Genomic DNA, 17,482 nt, shown 5'->3' with positions numbered 1-17,482 from the left:
ATGAAAGTTAACGCTTCAGTTAAGCGCATCTGCCGCAACTGCAAGATCATCAAGCGCAAGGGCGTGGTCCGCGTAATCTGCGTGGAAGCTCGTCACAAGCAGCGTCAAGGTTAATCGAGGGAATAACGAATGGCACGTATTGCAGGGGTTAACATCCCAAATCACAAGCACACCGTTATCGGCCTGACCGAGATCTACGGTATCGGCCGTCCACGTTCGCAGTTCATCTGCGCACAAGCCGGCGTTGCAACCAACAAGAAGGTCAAGGACCTGGACGACAGCGAGCTGGAAAAGCTGCGTGAAGAAATCGGCAAATTCATCGTGGAAGGCGACCTGCGCCGCGAACTGTCGATGAACATCAAGCGTCTGATGGACCTGGGCTGCTACCGCGGTCTGCGTCACCGTAAGGGCCTGCCGGTCCGCGGCCAGCGCACCCGCACCAATGCACGTACCCGCAAGGGCCCGCGCAAAGCCGCTCAATCGCTGAAGAAATAATCTAGGGAACTACTATGGCTAAGCAACAAAGCTCCGCAGCAGCCGCTCGCGTTCGCAAGAAGGTCAAAAAGAACGTCGCTGAAGGTATCGCTCACGTTCACGCTTCCTTCAACAACACCATCATCACCATCACCGACCGCCAGGGCAACGCTCTGTCGTGGGCGACCTCCGGTGGTGCTGGCTTCAAGGGTTCGCGTAAATCGACTCCGTTCGCAGCGCAGGTTGCTGCTGAAGCCGCTGGTAAAGTTGCACAGGAATGCGGCGTGAAGAACCTGGAAGTTCGCATCAAGGGCCCTGGTCCTGGCCGCGAATCCGCTGTTCGCGCACTGAACAACCTGGGCATCAAGATCACCGAGATCCAGGACGTGACCCCAGTGCCGCACAACGGCTGCCGTCCTCCTAAGCGTCGTCGCATCTAATCTCAGTCTGACCCTGGCCGGCTCGGTGTGAGCCGGTCACCGTCTTCTGAATCAAAATCGCTGGAACAGTGAGCCGGAAACGGTTATACTGTCCGGCTATTTTTGCCTTTCCGCGCCGCTTTTTGTGGCCGGACTGGCAATGTTGAGCCACCGCCTGTGCTGAAAGTGAGCCAGGCTAGCGCCTAACCGCATCCCGATGCGGCTGGGGCGTCATTTACATCATTAAGGAAAATACTGTGGCACGTTATATCGGACCAAAAGCAAAACTGTCCCGCCGTGAAGGCACCGACCTGTTCCTGAAGAGCGCACGCCGCTCCCTGGATTCCAAGTGCAAACTGGACGTCAAGCCAGGCCAGCACGGCGTGAAATCCGGCGCCCGCACCTCCGACTACGGCAACCAGCTGCGCGAAAAGCAGAAGGTCAAGCGTATGTACGGCGTGCTGGAACGCCAGTTCCGTCGCTACTTCGCTGAAGCTGAGCGCCGCAAGGGCCCAACCGGCGAAACCCTGCTGTCCCTGCTGGAATCGCGCCTGGACAACGTTGCTTACCGCATGGGCTTCGGCTCGACCCGCGCTGAAGCGCGTCAGCTGGTTTCCCACAAAGCCTTCACCGTGAACGGCCAAGTGGTGAACATCCCTTCGTTCAACGTGAAGACCGGCGACGTGATCGCTGTGCGCGAAAAGTCGAAGAAGCAGACCCGTATCGTTGAAGCCCTGTCGCTGGCTGAACAAGTTGGCATGCCAGCTTGGGTGTCGGTTGACTCCAAGAAAATGGAAGGTACTTTCAAGTCCCTGCCAGAGCGCAACGAAATCGCTGCTGACGTCAACGAATCGCTGATCGTCGAACTGTATTCCCGTTAATCCCGGGTGCTGTACCAAGGCGGGACTGGCTCCCGCCTTTTCCATTTAATGCCATCAGCCTTATCGGTGTAACGAGCCGAGGGTAATGAAAAGGACATTTACATGCAAAATAGCTTGTTGAAACCACGTATTATCGATGTTGAAGCCCTGGGCCACGGTCACGCCAAAGTCGTGATGGAGCCATTCGAGCGCGGCTACGGCCACACTCTGGGCAACGCGCTGCGCCGCGTGCTGCTGTCTTCGATGACCGGCTTTGCGCCGACCGAAGTCACCATCGCCGGTGTCGTTCACGAGTACTCCTCGCTGGACGGCGTGCAAGAAGACGTGGTGGACCTGCTGCTGAACCTGAAGGGCGTCGTGTTCAAGGTGCACAACCGTGACTCCGTGACCCTGACCCTGAAGAAAGAAGGCGAAGGCCCAGTGATGGCGTCGGACATCGACCTGCCACACGACGTCGAGCTGATCAATCCAGACCACGTGATCGCCAACCTGACCGCTGGCGGCAAGCTGGACATGCAGATCAAGGTCGAAAAAGGCCGCGGCTACGTTCCTGGCAACGTGCGTCGCCTGTCGGAAGACACCAACAAGACCATCGGCCGCATCATCCTGGACGCCTCGTTCTCGCCAGTGCGCCGTGTTTCCTACGCTGTCGAATCGGCACGTGTGGAACAGCGTACCGACCTGGATAAGCTGATCATTAACATTGAAACCAATGGCGTGATCACCCCGGAAGAAGCGATCCGTCAATCGGCCCGCGTGCTGGTCGACCAGCTGAACGTGTTTGCTGCCCTGGAAGGCACCGAAACCACCGCTGAAGCGCCATCGCGCGCTCCAATGGTCGATCCGATCCTGCTGCGTCCAGTGGACGACCTGGAACTGACCGTGCGTTCGGCCAACTGCCTGAAAGCAGAAAACATCTACTACATCGGCGACCTGATCCAGCGTACCGAAAACGAGCTGCTGAAGACCCCGAACCTGGGCCGCAAGTCGCTCAACGAAATCAAGGAAGTGCTGGCATCGCGCGGCCTGACCTTGGGCATGAAACTCGAGAACTGGCCACCGGCTGGTCTGGAAAAGTAAGAAATTCGGTGACAGTGCTGGACATCGCGTAGCGATGTTCTGCCCTGTCACCAACCGATTAGCAGTTTAGCAGTACCGCCCGCTGCGTTTTGCCGCAGGCGTATTTAACTTGATTACCGGACCGCGCCACGGCTTGCCAAGGCGATCGAAGATCTCGGATTTAAACAACATCGAAAGGAAGTACCATGCGTCACCGTAACGGCCTCCGTAAACTGAACCGTACCTCGTCCCACCGTCTGGCAATGCTGCGCAACATGACTGTTTCGCTGCTGCGTCACGAAGCGATCAAGACCACCCTGCCAAAGGCAAAGGAACTGCGTCGCGTCGTGGAACCAATCCTGACCCTGGGCAAGACCGACACCCTGGCCAACAAGCGCCTGGCTTTCTCCCGTCTGCGCGATCGCGAGATGGTTCTGAAGCTGTTCGCTGAACTGGGCCCACGCTACGCAAACCGCAACGGCGGCTACCTGCGTATCCTGAAAATGGGTTTCCGTCATGGCGACAACGCTCCAATGGCTTTCATCGAGCTGCTGGACCGTCCAGAAACCACCTCCGCTGACGAGGCACCAACCGCTGAGTAATCTCAGTCAGGTTTATTGAAAGGCCGGGCATTGCCCGGCTTTTTTTATTTCCAACCGGTAGTAGCTTAAAGCGGCGTTAAGCCGCCCGGTGTAAGATTGGCGTGCCGATCGATTCACCGCCCAAGACCATGCACCAACAAGCGTCCTTATTCAAGGCGTGGCTACTCGCCGCGCTCTCGCTCTTTGTTCTCCTGTTTGCCGGCGCGGCGCGGGCCGACGAAGAATTCCTCGATCCGCAAGTCGCATTCAAGTTTTCCGCCAAAGTGGTGGAGGGCAAGGCCATCGCAGTGACTTACGAGATCGCCGATGGCTATTACATGTACCGCGAACGCTTCAAGTTCGTTGCCGACGGCGCAACGTTGGGCGAACCGCAAATCCCGCCGGGCAAGGTCAAATACGATGAAACCTTTGCCAAGAACGTGGAGACTTATCGCCACCAGGTGACGATCGTGATCCCGGTGGAGGCGCCGGGGCCATTCACCCTGAAGGCTACCAGTCAGGGCTGCTCGGAAAAAGGCTTGTGCTATTCGCCGATGGAATCGTCGGCGCGCCTGATGGTGGTGGGCGGCAGCAGCGCGGCAAATGGCGGCGGCGTGTTCGGCATCGGTGCCAGGCAGGGCGCCGCCAGCGTCCAGCAGAGCGTGCCGGGCGCGCCGGCAGCAGCGGGCGTGGATACGCCGGTGGCGCCAGTTGCCACCACCGCCCCAGTGGCGCCAGCCGCCTCCAGCGACAGCGAAATGGGCAAGATTGAGTCGGCCCTGAAAGGCGGCAGCCTGCTGGTGATCGCGCCGCTGTTTATCCTGCTTGGCCTGGGCCTGGCCTTCACGCCGTGCGTGCTGCCAATGGTCCCGATCCTGTCGTCGATCATCGTTGGCGACGGCTCCTCCGGTAATCGCTCGCGCGGTTTCGTGCTGTCGGTCAGTTATTCGCTCGGCATGGCGATCGTGTACACCGCGCTTGGCGTTGCGGCCGGCCTGATCGGCCAGGGCCTGTCGGCAGCGCTGCAAAACCCGTGGGTGCTGGGCTTCTTCGGCTTAGGCATGGCAGTCATGGCGCTCTCCATGTTTGGCGTGTATGACTTGCAAGTCCCGGCATCGATGCAATCGCGCTTGGCGGGGGCATCGAACCGCCAGTCCGGCGGCAAGCTGGCAGGCGTGTTTGCCATGGGCGCCATCTCGGCCCTGATTGTCGGTCCTTGCGTCGCCGCTCCGTTGGCTGGCGCGCTGGTGTACATCAGCCAGACCCGCGATGTTCTGGTTGGCGGCAGCGCACTGTTCTCGATGGCGCTGGGCATGAGCATTCCGCTGCTGCTGGTCGGCATTTCGGCCGGCGCCCTGGTGCCGCGTGCCGGCATCTGGATGCAGGCCGTGAAACGCTTCTTTGGCGTGCTGATGCTGGCGATGGCATTGTGGCTGGTAGCGCCGGTATTGCCAGGCAAGGTGCAAATGATTGGCTGGGCAATCCTGGGCGTGGGCTATGCATTCTTCCTGCTGACCCATGAACGCGGCAAATGGCTGCCGAAAGTCATTGCAGCCTTCTTTGCAGCCTTCGGCCTGATCCAGGTTGCGGGGCTGGCGACGGGTAGCGCCGATCCCTTGCACCCGATCGAAAGGCTGGCCGGCCGCGCCGACCGCCATCTGCAATTCACCCGCATCAAGACGGTAGCGGACCTGGACCAGATGCTGGCGCAAACCGGCGGCAAAACCGTGATCCTGGACTTTTATGCCGACTGGTGCGTGTCATGCAAGGAAATGGAAAAGCTGACCTTTATCGACCCGGCCATTCAACAAAGACTGGCCGATACGATCCTGCTGCAGATCGACGTCACGGAGAATAACGAGGCCGATAAGGCCATGCTGCAGCGCTTCACCTTATTTGGCCCGCCGGGCATTATCATGTTTAATGCCGCGGGCCAGGAAATTCCCGATTCGCGGGTAATTGGATTCCAGGATACCGGGAAATTCCTGCGATCCCTGCAAAAGCTGAATCCATAAAAAAAGGGCGCCGCGGCGCCCTTTCTTATTCGCCGTGATGGCGCATCATGCGCGAATGCTGGCGATGGCCGAAATGGCCGGCCTTTTCGTCAAACACCTTTTGCTGTTCAGGCGTCAGCGTGGCGTAGAAAGTTTTTGTCGCCGCCAGGTTGCTTTCCATGCGGGCCAGATGGGTCTTCTGCATTTCAATCCGCTTTTCCATGCGCTCCGGCGCCGGCATATTCTTGAACGAAGCGCGGTCGAACTGGCCGTGCTGCGGCATATTCGATTTCAGCGCCGACAAATAGGCCTGCCATGCGCCTTCCTGGGCTGGCGTAATTTTCAGCGTATCGTGCATGCGCTTGGCATGCGCGTCCATGCGCTCCTGCATTTTGACCGGGTCGAATTTGGTTGCCGCATATTGATGCTGTGGAGCTTCTTCTGCCATGGCCGGCAAAGCCGCCGCGCCAAAACCAATCACTGCTGCGCCGATGACGAATGCTTTATGCAAGGTTTTCATCATTAATCCCTTCAGAAATAAATTTATGAAAATGTGCACTCGCACTGCACATGGAAAGCATCTTCCCGTTTTCCTGTTTCCGCCAAGTGTCCCGGAGCAAACACTTTGTATCCAGATGTTGCTTGACCGCTGAGTCCCGGGCAAAACGAGTTTGTAACGCAATGTGTAACCCGGCCCGGTATACACTTGGCGATACAAACTGATTCCCCTGCCTAGTCGTATCAAGGGATAATTGTAGGCATGGAAAATGCCGCCACCATCCTTATCGTCGACGACGACCGCGATATCCGCACCCTGTTGCAGGATTATCTGGAAACCAACGGTTACCGTACCCATGGCGCCAGCGACGGCGCCGCCATGTGGAAGCAGCTCGACAACACCAAGCCCGACCTGATCGTGCTGGACCTGAACCTGCCCGGCGAGGACGGCCTGACGCTGTGCCGCAAGCTGCGCGCCCATTCGACCCTGCCGGTGATCATGCTGACCGCCCGCAGCGAACCGCTGGACCGCATCCTGGGGCTGGAAATGGGCGCCGACGACTACCTGCCCAAACCATTCGAGCCGCGCGAGCTGCTGGCCCGCATCCGCAGCGTGCTGCGCCGGAGCACCAGCACCGCCGCCAGCGGCGTCGAAAAGGCCAGCCGCATCCGCTTCTCGAACTGGGTGCTGGACCTGACGGCGCGCCACCTGGTCAACCCACAAGGCACGGTCATCATGCTGTCTGGCGCTGAGTTCCGCCTGCTCAAGGTCTTCCTCGAGCACCCGAACCGCGTCCTGAACCGCGACCAGCTGCTGAACCTGACCCAGGGCCGCGATGCCGACCCGTTCGACCGCTCGATCGACATCCAGATCAGCCGCCTGCGCCAGAAGCTGGGCGAAGATGCCCGCCTGCCGCAGATCATCAAGACAGTCCGCAACGGCGGCTACGTGCTGGCGGGTACGGTGGCGGTGGAGCCTGACTGATGAAAGCGTTTTTCAGGGGCATGACGGGCCGCGTGTTCCTGGTCCTGATGCTGGGCATCATTGCCTCTGCCGCGCTGACCCAATACCTGGCGGTCAATGAACGCCAGCGCACGCTGCAGCGCTATCGCGACTATTTCGCCCTGGAGCGTGCCGAACAAATCATTTCGACTGCCGTGGTGGTGCTGCCGGAATCGCGCAACCAGTACCTGCGCGTGGCCAGCATGGGCGCCATCAAGCTTGAGGTTTTGAACGACCTGAGCGGCATCAACCCGGAGATGAGCGAATTCGGCGCCACCCTGGCCAACCGCCTCGGCAAGGAATACACCTTGCAATCGCTGCTTGACCGCCCGGACGCCTGCGAACGCCCAACGCCTGCCTACACGGCTTTTTCCGTGTTCGGCGCCGGCACCGGCACCTGGCGCGGCACTTGCGAATCGCTGGCGGTCACCATGCCCGACGGCCAGCACCTGAAATTGTCCATCCTGCCGCCGCGCCAACCGGCGCCGACCGGCAAAAATGAATATGCTGCTTTTGTCCCCTTCCTGCTCAGTATTGCCGTGCTGGCCTACCTGGTGGCCCGCATGACGATGGGCCCGCTGAATAAACTGGCCGATGCTGCCAAGAACCTGGGGAACGACATCAACCACGCGCCGATCGACCTGAGCGGCGCAACCGAGATCCGTACCGCCTCGGCCGCTTTCAATGCCATGCAGGCACGCATTCGCCAGCATATCGCGCAGCGCACCGAAATGCTGGCCGCCATCACGCATGACCTGCAGACCCCGCTGACCCGCATGCGCCTGCGCCTGGAAAAAGTGCAGGACCCTGAGCTGCAGGGCAAGCTGCTGGAAGACTTGTCGGCCATGCAGCAAATGGTCAAGGAAGGCCTGGACCTGGCGCGCAGCATGGATACCACCGAAGTGATGCAGCGTGTCGACCTCGACGCCTTGCTCGACAGTGTATGCGCCGATGCCGCCGACGCCGGCCAGGAAGTGGAATTGAAGGGCCGCGCCGCCATGGACTTGATGGGCCGCCCGCTCGACATCCGCCGCTGCCTGGTGAACCTGATCGATAACGCCGTCAAATACGGCCAGCGTGCCCACGTGACAGTCGAGCGCGAGGCCGGCGCTTCGCGCGTGCGCATCCGCGACGAAGGCCCCGGCATCCCGGCCGGCCAACTGGCGCAGGTGTTCGAACCGTTCTACCGCCTTGAAACTTCGCGTAACCGTTCTTCGGGCGGCACCGGCCTCGGCCTGACGATTGCGCGCAATATCGCTGAACAGCATGGTGCCAGCCTGAGCCTGGCCAACCACGCGAGCGGCGGCCTGGAAGCCACCCTGGTGTTCCCCGAATTTTATGCAGGAAAGTAGCTGGACCTCTCATGAAGAAGAAAACTTTGGCAGTAGTGGTGGGCCTTGCCGTGGCAATCGGCGGCGGCGCCTGGTTTGCGGGCAAAGGCCCGGCAGAGCAGGGCGCTGGGCAAGCGCAAGGCAATGGCGGCGGTGGCGGCAAGGGCAAGGGTGAGCAAGGGCCGACCACGGTCAACGTGGTGGCCCCGCTGCGCCAGGACGTGCCGGTGGCGCTGTCGGCCAACGGCACCGTCAGCCCGATTTCGACGGTCGACCTGCATCCGCAAACCACCAGCACCATTGTCAAAGTGCATGTGAAGGAAGGCCAGTTCGTGAAGCAGGGCGAGCTGATGTTCTCGCTCGACGCGCGCACCGAAGCAGCCAATGTGGAAAAGGCCGACGCGCAAGTGGCGAAAGACCGTGCCACCCTGGCCGACCTGGAACGGCAGTACAAGCGCGCGCAAGAACTGCGCACGCAGAACTTCCTGGCCCAAAGTGCAGTCGACACCCTGAAGAGCCAGGTGGACTCGAGTCGCGCCGCGCTGGAAGCCGATGTCGCCGTGGCCCGGGCCAGCAAGGTCGACCAGAGCTTTACGCAGATCCGTTCGCCGCTGAGCGGCCGCGTCGGCGCCATCAACGTCTACCCGGGCAGCCTGGTGCAGCTCAGCACGTCGCTGACCACGGTGACCCAGCTCAACCCGATCAACGTCGCCTTCACCGTGCCGGAATCGAGCCTGGCGGCGCTGCTCGATGCGCAGCGCGCCGGCAAGGTGGCGGTGCAAGCGTTCCAGAACAATTCCGCTAAGCCGATCAACGGCCAGCTCAGCTTTGTCGACAATACGGTCGACCCGGTGGCCGGCGTGATCCGCGTCAAGGCCGTGTTCGACAATGCCGATACGCGCCTGTGGCCGGGCCAGTACGTCAACACCAGGCTGACGGTCGCCACGCTGAAAGACGCCCTGGTTGTTCCTCAGAACGCTATTATTACCAATACCAAAGGTACTTTTGTGTACGCTGTTGCGCCTGACCAGACCGCCAAGGTCGTCAACGTCCAACGCGTCCACGGCTTCGGCGCATTGGCCGCAGTCACCGGCCTGAACGGCGATGAGCAGATCATTGTGGAAGGCAAGCAGAACCTGCGTCCGGGCGGCAAAGTCCGCATTGCCGAACCCGCCGTTGCGCAGAATGGCAAGGGCAACAAGAAAGGCAAGTCCGAATGAACCTTTCCGAGCTGAGTATCCGGCGCCCCGTCATGGTGGTGCTGCTCTCGCTGAGCCTGATCCTGGCGGGTGTGCTGGCATATTCGCACATCCCCGTCGCTGCACTGCCGAGCTATAACACCCCGGTCATCAATGTCAGCGCCGATTTGCCGGGCGCCTCGCCGGAAACGATGGCGTCGTCGGTTGCGCTGCCGCTGGAAAAGCAATTCTCGACCATCGGCGGCCTGTCGATGATCACTTCCACCAGCACGCTCGGCAATACCTCGCTGACGCTGGAATTCGATCCATCGATCAACGTCAATGAAGCCGCGGTTGACGTGCAGGCCGCGCTGTTGCGCGCCCAGCGTTCGCTGCCGCAGGAAATGACGGACTTGCCGTCCTACCGCAAGGTCAACCCGGCCGACGCGCCGGTGCTGTTTGCCACCATGACCTCGCCATCGCTGAGCCTGTCCGAGCTGAACGATTACGCGGAAAACCTGGTGGCGCCCAACCTGTCCACCCTGCCGGGCGTAGCCCAGGTGTCGGTCAATGGCCAGAAGCGTTTCGCCGTGCGCGTGCGCGCCAAGCCGGACCTGATGAACTCGCGCAACCTGACGCTGGACGAGCTGCAGGCTGCCATCAAGGCCGCCAACGCCAACACCCCGCTTGGTACCATCGACGGGCCGAGCCAGACCCTGACCATCCAGGGCAACGCCCAGCTGATGCGCGCGGCAGATTTCTCCGAGCTGATCATCGCCACCCGCAATGGCCAGCCGGTGCGCCTGAAGGAAGTGGCGACGGTGGAGGACAGCTACCAGTCGATCAAGGCGGCCGGCAGCTATAACGGCGAGCGCGCCATCGTGCTGCTGGTGCAACGCCAGCCGGATGCCAACACTGTGCAGGTGGTCGACGCAGTACGCAAGCTGCTGCCGCGCTTCCGTGCCCAGCTGCCGGAATCGGTGTCGATCAACCTGGTCAACGACCGCTCGGTGTCGATCCGCGAAGCAATCCACGACGTCAACCTGACGCTGGCGCTGACCGTGGTGCTGGTGGTGCTGGTGATCTTCCTGTTCCTGCGCCGCCTGGCCGCCACCTTCATTCCTGCGATCACGATGCCGATCTCGCTGCTCGGCGCGCTGTCGCTGCTGTATGCGCTGGGCTACAGCCTGGACAACGTGTCCCTGCTCGGTATCACGCTGGCGGTCGGCCTGGTGGTCGACGATGCGATCGTAGTGCTGGAAAACATCGTGCGGCACATCGAGCTGGGCAAGAAGCCCTTGCAGGCAGCCCTCATCGGCTCGAAAGAGATGGGCTTCACCATCATCTCGATTTCGGTTTCGCTGGTGGCCGTGTTCATCCCGATCTTCTTCATGCCGGGCGTAATGGGTCTGATGTTCCACGAATTCGCGGTGGTGGTGGGCCTGTCCGTGCTGGTATCGGCGATCGTGTCGCTGACGCTGGTGCCGATGCTGGCTTCGCGCTTCATGCCGGCCGATTCGCATGAGACCTCGGGCGACCATACTTTCATCGGCCGCCACTTCGAGCGCGCCTTCCACGCCACACGCGATGGCTATGCGCGCACGCTGGACCTGGCCCTGCACCATCGCTTCGTGGTGCTCGGCATTGCCGTCGGTACCTTCGCGCTGACGGCCTGGCTGTACATCGCAATCCCGAAAGGCTTCTTCCCCGAGGAAGACCTGGGCCAAATTCGCGTCAATACGGAAGCTTCGGAAGATATCTCGACCTCCGCCATGCTGGAGCTGCAGGAGAAGGTGGCAGCGGCGATCCAGGCCGACCCGAACATCAAGGATGTGACGTCCTTTACCAGTGGCGGCAATACTGGCCGCATGTTCATCGTGCTGAAGCCGCGCGGGGAACGCCAGAAAATGACTGAAGTGCTGGACGGCCTGCGCAAGGCAACGAAGAAGATAGCCGGCATCCAGGTCTACCTGAGCCCGGTGCAGAACCTGCAGCTCGGCGGCCGGCCATCGAAGAGCCGCTACCAGTACACGCTGCAGTCGGTCAGCCCGGATGCGCTGAATGACTGGGCCGCCAAGTTCCTGGACCAGATGCGAGGCGACACCGATTTCCGCGACGTGACCAGCGATTCGCAAAACAAGGGTCTGCAGGCGCAACTGAAGATCGACCGCGACAAGGCCAACATGCTGGGCGTCAAGCTGGCCGACGTGCGCACCGCGCTGTACCTGGCGTTCGGTGAGCGCCAGGTGTCGACCATCTACTCCTCGGCCGCAAGCTACTTCGTGATCCTGGAAGCGGCGACCGAAGACCGCCAGTTCGACGACTCGCTGACCAAGCTGTCGGTGCGCAACAGCAGCGGCCAACTGGTGCAGCTATCGAGTTTTGCCACCGTGGAGCGCACCGTGGGGCCGACCTCGGTCAACCACCAGGGCCAGCTGCAGGCGATCACGATTTCCTTCAACCTGGCACCGGATGTCCCGCTGGGCAATGCCACCGCCAAGATTGAAAAAATGGGCATGCAGATGGGCTTGCCGGCCTCGATCATCACCAGCTATGGCGGCGATGCGGCGGTGTTCAAGGATTCGCAGGGCAGCCAGCTGATCCTGATCGTGGCGGCGCTGGGCGTGATCTATGTGCTGCTGGGTGTGCTGTACGAAAGTTATATCCACCCGCTGACCATCCTGGCCGGCCTGCCGTCCGCTGCCGTGGGCGCCTTGCTGACGCTGTGGATCTTCAAGATGGACCTGACCATGATCGCCATCATCGGCATCCTGATGCTGATCGGTATCGTGAAGAAGAACGCCATCATGATGATCGACTTCGCCCTGGTGGCGCAGCGGGAAGAGGGCAAGGCGCCGATCGATGCGATCCGCGAGGCCTGCATCCTGCGTTTCCGCCCGATCATGATGACCACGCTGGCCGCCCTGATGGGCGCCTTGCCGATCGCGCTTGGCCTGGGCGCCGGCGCCGAACTGCGCCAGCCGCTGGGCCTGGCCGTGATCGGCGGCCTGATCTTCTCGCAGGTCATCACGCTGTACATCACGCCGGTGATTTACCTGTTCCTGGACAAATACTCCGGCAGCGGCCCGATGAAGGATGAAGACATGGATGACGGATCTGCAACGGAAGTGGTGCAGCCGGTCGAGCTGCGGGCCTTTAAAGCGGCCAAACACTGATAATATGCGGGGCGGCGCTTACAACCTGTAACATTCGTCAAGGGCGAAAGTCGGTAAGCTTCCACCCCAGCATCTTCAGTAAAAAGCCAATATCTTGCACCAGTACACCCACTCTCACGCCGAACTAGCGGCCCACGACGGGCATCATTGCCCGACCTGCGGCCAGCCGTGGCCGCAGGACAAGGTGCTCGAGTATGGTGCGAGCAAGCCCAACCGCTGGGGTATGGCCTTTACCATCGGCCTGCACTTGCTGGTAGTGCTGATCTATTTCATCAAGCCCAAGGACAAGATCGACATTACGCCGCCTTCCAAGGCCGGTGAAATGGTCTATATCACCCCGGGCAAGCCGGCGCCGCAGCCGAAACCCAAATCGCAGCCCAAGGCGAAGCCGTCCAAGGAAACCCCGCGTTCGTCGCGTGCCTACCTGCCGCCGAACAAGAATGCAATCACCGAGGTCATCAAGCCGCAGGAAAAAATCGTGCCGCCAGAGCAGGCCAAGCTGACGCCGGTGCCGGATACCGTGCCGGACATGGCAGCCCTGATCGAGCAGCGCCGCCGCGCGCGCCAGGGCGATTCGCAGCAGCCGGCGCAGGAGGACGATGCCGGCGCCACCGGCAAGGCACGCGCCCTGGCCAATATCATGGGCGCCCAGGGCCGTAACGCCAATGGCGAGCGCAACGATACTGGCGGCGTGTTCCAGATCGTCAACCAGACCTTCAATGGCGCCGATATCAAGTTCCGTGGCTTCAGCACCAACTTCAAGCGCACCTGGCAGCAGCAGGTCCACGTCGACCAGGGCTCGGAAAAAGATATCGAAACGGCAATCGTCAAGAAGATGATCGAGATGATCCGCAAGGAGAAGCCGGGCGACTTCGTCTGGGAATCGCATCGCCTTGGCCGCAACGTGCCGATGAGCGCACGCAAGGAAGACGAGAAAGAGCTGCAAGCGTTCCTGCTGCTCGAGTTCTGGCCGAATTACGGGAAGTTGCGCTGATCGATGGTAGCGTCGCCGATCGCGACCAGCCTGGAACTGTGCACCGCCGGGCTCGGCCTGTTCCTCGCGGCGCCGCTGCTGGCCATGGCCAGGCGGCGCCCCGCCAACGCCTGGCTGGCTCTCTTTGTTGCCAGCTTTGCCTCGCTGGCGCTGGCGGACTTCTGTTATAGCGCCGGCATCTATCGCCAGTTTCCTGTTATTTGGGGCCTGTTCGATTTGCCGCTGGCTTGCCTGGGAGCTTCCTTCTATTGCTACAGCCGCAGGATGACCGGCCTTGGCGCTGGCCGGCGCCAGGCATGGCACCTGCTGCCGCTGCCATTGTGGCTCGCCGTGATCGGCTTGCTGCGCGCTGGCGTCGCGCCGGGCTGGCTGTTCCTTGGCGCCGTGCTGTCTTTGCAGTTGCTGACGCTGGCCTATGGCCTGGCAGTGCTGCGGCGCTTGCGCCAGTATCACCATGCCGTGCGGCAGAACTTTTCGTCCATGCGCCGGCGCGACCTGCATTGGCTCAACCACCTGACTGCGGCCCTGATGGTGCTGCTGGTGGTGTGGTTCCCTGCCACCTTGCTTGGCGGGGCATGGGACGTCCTGTTGCTGCTGGGGCGGCTTGCCGTACTCTGTTTTGCGGGCTGGTTCGGCATGCGCCATGTGCCAGTCTTCGTGCCGGACTGGCAGCAGGCCGTGCATTCGCGCCCGCTGCGCCCGGTGCCGGCAGCGGAAACAGCGCCGGAACCGGAACCGGAGCCCGAGCCGCCTGCGGACGGCAAGTATGCCCGCTCCGGCATGACCGCTGCCGCAGCCAAGGAAATTGGCCGCCGCCTGCGCAAGCGGGCGGACACGCAACACGACTATCGCGAGCCAGACCTGTCGCTGGCCGAGCTGGCCGGCCGCGTCGGCACTTCGCCGCAACTGCTGTCGCAGTACCTGAACGAGGTGGAAGGCGTCACGTTTTACGACTACATCAATGGCTGGCGCGTGGCCGCCGTGCAGCGCATGATGGGCGACCCGGCGCGGCACGGCGCATCCTTGCTTGACCTGTCGCTGGCGGCCGGTTTCAACAGCCGCTCCACTTTCAATGCCGCGTTTAAGAAAGTGACGGGAACCCCGCCTTCGCAATGGCGCAAGCAAGTCGCCAGCCTGTCCGCGCCGATCGGCGCGGACGACAGACAGCGCGCCTGAGCCGATAGTGCCTGCATTCCAACCGTAGAGTTGGATCATCTATAGACGAGGAATGCATGAGACTTATCAGCCGCACCAGCCTGGCCGCCCTGGCCCTGCTATCGCACGCCGCCGCCATGGCGGCCAAACCGATCGAACCGCCAATGGCGACGATCCCGGCCGGCAAATTCCTGATGGGCGACCCGCAGTCGCCAGCTTCCGACGGCCAGATGATTTCCGCTGCCCCGCAACACCAGGTCAGCGTCAAATCCTTCCAGCTTTCCAAATATGAAGTGACGGTCAAGCAGTTCCGCCAGTTTGTCGAGGCGACCGGTCACCAGGCCGGCAGTGCGCCGGGGGAATGCTGGAAATGGGTCAAGCCGGGCACCGGGGCCTTCCCGGATGCGCCGCTTACCCCGGCGCCCGGACTCTGGAGCAGCCCACAGTATGCGCCGTCCGACTATCACCCCGTCATGTGCGTCAGTTGGCAGGATGCCCAGGCCTACGCTCAATGGCTGTCCAAGGCCACCGGCAAGCATTACCGTCTGCCGAGCGAGGCGGAATGGGAGTATGCCGCCCGTGCCGGCGCCACCGGGGATTACCCGGGTGACGGCAAGCCGGACAGCATGTGCCGCCATGGCAATGGCTTCGATGTCAGCGGCCAGCTAGCCTTTGCCCGTGACCTGGGCTGGGAACGCAAGCTGCCCTCGTGCGACGACCAGGCGCCCTACACGGCGGTGGTCGGCTCCTACCTGCCCAATGCCTTCGGCCTGTTCGATATGCTGGGCAATGTTGCCGAATACGTTGAGGATTGCCAGCACAATGATTACCAGGGCGCACCGGCAGATGGCTCGGCCTGGACCAGCCAGTGCAAGGATGGCGAAGAGCGCATGCAGATTACCCGCGGCGCTTCCTATGGCGCCAACCTGCCGCAGCTGTCGCTCTCGCTGCGCGGCCATGCCAGCCCGGACAACCGGAGCAGCCTGGGCGAGGGCTTTCGCCTGGCCCTGGATGGCCAGCAGGCGGCCGCTTCCAGCGCCGTTGCCTTTGAGCGGGAACTGGCGCAAGCGCGCGCCGCCGGGGCGCGGAGGACTGCTGGCCGCTAAGGTGTTGTAGATTGTCAGGGTGATGTGTAAAAAGCGCCAATTTCTTGATTCAGCCGAAGTTCTTGCAGCTATAATCGCGAAATTTGCCGATTGGAGCCGGAGTTTCCGCCGCGATGAACATCACCCTGATTTCCTTTGTCGTCCTGTACCTGCTGGGTACGCTGGGCCTCGGCGTGTGGGCCGGTACCCGCATCAAGAATACGACCGACTTCGCGGTGGCCGGCCGCAGCCTGCCGCTGATCATGGTGGTTACGACAACTTTCGCGACCTGGTTTGGCGCGGAAACCGTGATGGGCATTCCTGCCAAGTTTGTGCAGGGCGGCCTGAACGCCATCGTGGAAGATCCGTTTGGTGCCGGCACCTGCCTGATCCTGGTCGGCATGTTCTTCGCTGCCCGCCTGTACAAGCTCAACCTGCTGACCATCGGCGATTTTTACCGCCAGCGCTTCGGCAAGGGCATCGAAGTGTTCTGCTCGGTAGCCATCATCGTTTCCTACCTGGGCTGGGTAGCGGCACAGATCACCGCGCTGGGCCTGGTGTTCTCGGTGCTGACCAATGGCGCCATGTCGGAAACCATGGGCATGATCGTCGGCACCCTGGCAGTGCTGATTTATGTGGTGATCGGCGGCTTCCTGGCCGTGGCCTGGACTGACTTCATCCAGATGATCGTGCTGGTGGTGGGCCTGTCCGTGATTGCCTTCTTCTCGGCCGACCTGGCGGGTGGAGCTGGCAAAGTAGTCGACCTGGTTGCCAGCAAGGACCTGGGCAACTTCCTGCCGCCGGCGCAGTTCACCGATATCGCCTTCTTCGTCGGCTCGGCCGTGACCATGATGCTCGGTTCGATCCCGCAGCAGGACGTGTTCCAGCGCGTGATGTCGGCCAAGAACGCGCCGACCGCGCGCACCGGTGCGATCATCGGCGGCGCCAGCTACATCCTGTTTGCCGCGGTGCCGATGTTCATCGTCTCCTGCGCCATCATCGTGCTGGGCGACCACGGCCTGGAAATGGCCAAGAACGACTACCAGCGCCTGCTGCCGACCTTCGTGCTGACCAAGATGCCGCTGGTGATGCAGATCCTGTTCTTCGGCGCGCTGCTGTCGGCGATCAAGTCGACTTCCTCGGCGACGCTGCTGGCGCCGTCGACCAGCTTCGTGGAAAACATCCTGAAAAACCTGCGTCCGGGCATGGGCGACAAGCAGCAACTGTTCGCGATGCGCGCCACTATCGTGGCCTTCGCAGCGTCGGTGCTGGCCTATGCGATTGCCATGCGCGGCACTTCGATTTATGAGCTGGTGTCCTCGGCATACCAGGTGCCCCTGGTGGCTGCCTTTGTGCCGCTGGTGATGGGCCTGTACTGGAAGCGCGCCACCACGCAAGGTGCGATCTTGTCGCTGGTGTTTGGGATTGTGACCTGGCTGGTGTTCTTCCCGCAGATCGGCGGCGAAGCGCTGGCCGCGAAATTCCCGGGCCAGCTGGCCGGCCTGGCGATGGCCTTCGTTGGGATGATCGTGGGCTCGCTGATGCCGCAGTTCCTGCAGGACCGCCAGGAAGGTGTGCAGCACGTCAAAGGCTTGAACGCTTGAACCGGTAAACCGGGGTCTGACCCGCAGGGTCAGACCCCCAACGGTACAAC

16 protein-coding genes are annotated in these 17,482 nt (G+C 61.7%); 15 read left to right on the top strand and 1 reads right to left on the bottom strand.

Going from position 1 to position 17,482, the window contains the following annotated elements; genetic code table 11:
- The 7 genes from rpmJ to dsbD all read left to right on the top strand — a co-directional run bounded on the left by rpmJ (position 1) and on the right by dsbD (position 5,429).
- The gene (gene rpmJ, locus ASD58_RS30850) at positions 1-114 is read left to right on the top strand and encodes a 50S ribosomal protein L36 (protein WP_082507582.1); all 114 of its coding nucleotides are present in this window, start codon (positions 1-3) and stop codon (positions 112-114) included.
- A 15-nt stretch (positions 115-129) separates the two neighbouring features.
- Positions 130-495 (top strand): 30S ribosomal protein S13, encoded by a 366-nt coding sequence (gene rpsM / locus ASD58_RS26270; RefSeq protein ID WP_028101646.1) that lies wholly within the window; start codon positions 130-132, stop codon positions 493-495.
- Positions 496-509: 14 nt separating this feature from the next.
- Positions 510-914, top strand: a complete 405-nt coding sequence (gene rpsK, locus ASD58_RS26265; RefSeq protein WP_028101645.1) for a 30S ribosomal protein S11 — start codon at positions 510-512, stop codon at positions 912-914.
- A 236-nt stretch (positions 915-1,150) separates the two neighbouring features.
- Positions 1,151-1,774 carry a 30S ribosomal protein S4 gene (rpsD, locus tag ASD58_RS26260; protein WP_057264728.1) on the top strand — a complete coding sequence of 208 codons (624 nt, stop codon included), beginning with the start codon at positions 1,151-1,153 and terminating at the stop codon, positions 1,772-1,774.
- A gap of 102 nt (positions 1,775-1,876) precedes the next feature.
- Entirely contained in the window at positions 1,877-2,854 is a 978-nt protein-coding gene (locus ASD58_RS26255; RefSeq protein WP_057264726.1) for a DNA-directed RNA polymerase subunit alpha, read from the top strand.
- A gap of 185 nt (positions 2,855-3,039) precedes the next feature.
- Complete coding sequence (gene rplQ, locus ASD58_RS26250) at positions 3,040-3,435, top strand: 50S ribosomal protein L17 (RefSeq protein WP_055937666.1); 396 nt, start codon at positions 3,040-3,042, stop codon at positions 3,433-3,435.
- Between the two features lie 128 nt (positions 3,436-3,563).
- Positions 3,564-5,429: a protein-disulfide reductase DsbD gene (gene dsbD / locus ASD58_RS26245; protein ID WP_057264724.1), complete on the top strand. Its 1,866-nt coding sequence runs from the start codon at positions 3,564-3,566 to the stop codon at positions 5,427-5,429.
- 25 nt (positions 5,430-5,454) lie between these two features.
- On the opposite strand, the gene ASD58_RS31720 is transcribed toward dsbD, so the two are convergent.
- Positions 5,455-5,931: a Spy/CpxP family protein refolding chaperone gene (locus ASD58_RS31720; protein ID WP_057264722.1), complete on the bottom strand. Its 477-nt coding sequence runs from the start codon at positions 5,929-5,931 to the stop codon at positions 5,455-5,457.
- Positions 5,932-6,168: 237 nt separating this feature from the next.
- On the opposite strand from ASD58_RS31720, the gene ASD58_RS26235 reads away from it, so the two are divergent.
- The 8 genes from ASD58_RS26235 (at position 6,169) to ASD58_RS26200 (ending at position 17,432) form a co-directional block, all read left to right on the top strand.
- Positions 6,169-6,891, top strand: a complete 723-nt coding sequence (locus ASD58_RS26235; protein WP_057264719.1) for a response regulator — start codon at positions 6,169-6,171, stop codon at positions 6,889-6,891.
- Positions 6,891-8,261, top strand: a complete 1,371-nt coding sequence (locus ASD58_RS26230) for an ATP-binding protein (RefSeq protein WP_057264717.1) — start codon at positions 6,891-6,893, stop codon at positions 8,259-8,261. Before ASD58_RS26235 ends, ASD58_RS26230 begins: the two co-directional genes overlap by 1 nt.
- 11 nt (positions 8,262-8,272) lie before the next feature.
- Positions 8,273-9,460 carry an efflux RND transporter periplasmic adaptor subunit gene (locus tag ASD58_RS26225; protein ID WP_057264714.1) on the top strand — a complete coding sequence of 396 codons (1,188 nt, stop codon included), beginning with the start codon at positions 8,273-8,275 and terminating at the stop codon, positions 9,458-9,460.
- Positions 9,457-12,594 (top strand): efflux RND transporter permease subunit, encoded by a 3,138-nt coding sequence (locus ASD58_RS26220; protein WP_057264712.1) that lies wholly within the window; start codon positions 9,457-9,459, stop codon positions 12,592-12,594. Before ASD58_RS26225 ends, ASD58_RS26220 begins: the two co-directional genes overlap by 4 nt.
- Positions 12,595-12,688: 94 nt before the next feature.
- The gene (locus ASD58_RS26215) at positions 12,689-13,588 is read left to right on the top strand and encodes a cell envelope integrity protein TolA (RefSeq protein ID WP_082565691.1); all 900 of its coding nucleotides are present in this window, start codon (positions 12,689-12,691) and stop codon (positions 13,586-13,588) included.
- Positions 13,589-13,591: 3 nt separating this feature from the next.
- Positions 13,592-14,764 (top strand): AraC family transcriptional regulator, encoded by a 1,173-nt coding sequence (locus ASD58_RS26210; RefSeq protein WP_057264708.1) that lies wholly within the window; start codon positions 13,592-13,594, stop codon positions 14,762-14,764.
- 56 nt (positions 14,765-14,820) lie between these two features.
- Entirely contained in the window at positions 14,821-15,849 is a 1,029-nt protein-coding gene (locus ASD58_RS26205; protein ID WP_057264706.1) for a formylglycine-generating enzyme family protein, read from the top strand.
- Positions 15,850-15,962: 113 nt separating this feature from the next.
- A complete protein-coding gene (locus ASD58_RS26200) occupies positions 15,963-17,432 on the top strand; it encodes a sodium:solute symporter family protein (RefSeq protein WP_057264704.1) in 1,470 nt (489 codons plus the stop codon).
- Positions 17,433-17,482 lie beyond the last annotated feature (50 nt).

This window comes from Duganella sp. Root1480D1 (genome assembly GCF_001427305.1).
Lineage (GTDB): Bacteria > Pseudomonadota > Gammaproteobacteria > Burkholderiales > Burkholderiaceae_D > Rugamonas.
This window is presented reverse-complemented; position numbering and strand designations above follow the sequence as displayed.

Bases quoted from the DNA above. Each gene is read 5' to 3' on its own strand.
- rpmJ (WP_082507582.1), top strand. From the start codon at position 1: ATGAAAGTTAACGCTTCAGTTAAGCGCATCTGCCGCAACTGCAAGATC.
- rpsM (WP_028101646.1), top strand. From the start codon at position 130: ATGGCACGTATTGCAGGGGTTAACATCCCAAATCACAAGCACACCGTT.
- rpsK (WP_028101645.1), top strand. From the start codon at position 510: ATGGCTAAGCAACAAAGCTCCGCAGCAGCCGCTCGCGTTCGCAAGAAG.
- ASD58_RS26255 (WP_057264726.1), top strand. From the start codon at position 1,877: ATGCAAAATAGCTTGTTGAAACCACGTATTATCGATGTTGAAGCCCTG.
- rplQ (WP_055937666.1), top strand. From the start codon at position 3,040: ATGCGTCACCGTAACGGCCTCCGTAAACTGAACCGTACCTCGTCCCAC.
- dsbD (WP_057264724.1), top strand. From the start codon at position 3,564: ATGCACCAACAAGCGTCCTTATTCAAGGCGTGGCTACTCGCCGCGCTC.
- ASD58_RS31720 (WP_057264722.1), bottom strand. From the start codon at position 5,931: ATGATGAAAACCTTGCATAAAGCATTCGTCATCGGCGCAGCAGTGATT.
- ASD58_RS26235 (WP_057264719.1), top strand. From the start codon at position 6,169: ATGGAAAATGCCGCCACCATCCTTATCGTCGACGACGACCGCGATATC.
- ASD58_RS26230 (WP_057264717.1), top strand. From the start codon at position 6,891: ATGAAAGCGTTTTTCAGGGGCATGACGGGCCGCGTGTTCCTGGTCCTG.
- ASD58_RS26225 (WP_057264714.1), top strand. From the start codon at position 8,273: ATGAAGAAGAAAACTTTGGCAGTAGTGGTGGGCCTTGCCGTGGCAATC.
- ASD58_RS26220 (WP_057264712.1), top strand. From the start codon at position 9,457: ATGAACCTTTCCGAGCTGAGTATCCGGCGCCCCGTCATGGTGGTGCTG.
- ASD58_RS26210 (WP_057264708.1), top strand. From the start codon at position 13,592: ATGGTAGCGTCGCCGATCGCGACCAGCCTGGAACTGTGCACCGCCGGG.
- ASD58_RS26205 (WP_057264706.1), top strand. From the start codon at position 14,821: ATGAGACTTATCAGCCGCACCAGCCTGGCCGCCCTGGCCCTGCTATCG.
- ASD58_RS26200 (WP_057264704.1), top strand. From the start codon at position 15,963: ATGAACATCACCCTGATTTCCTTTGTCGTCCTGTACCTGCTGGGTACG.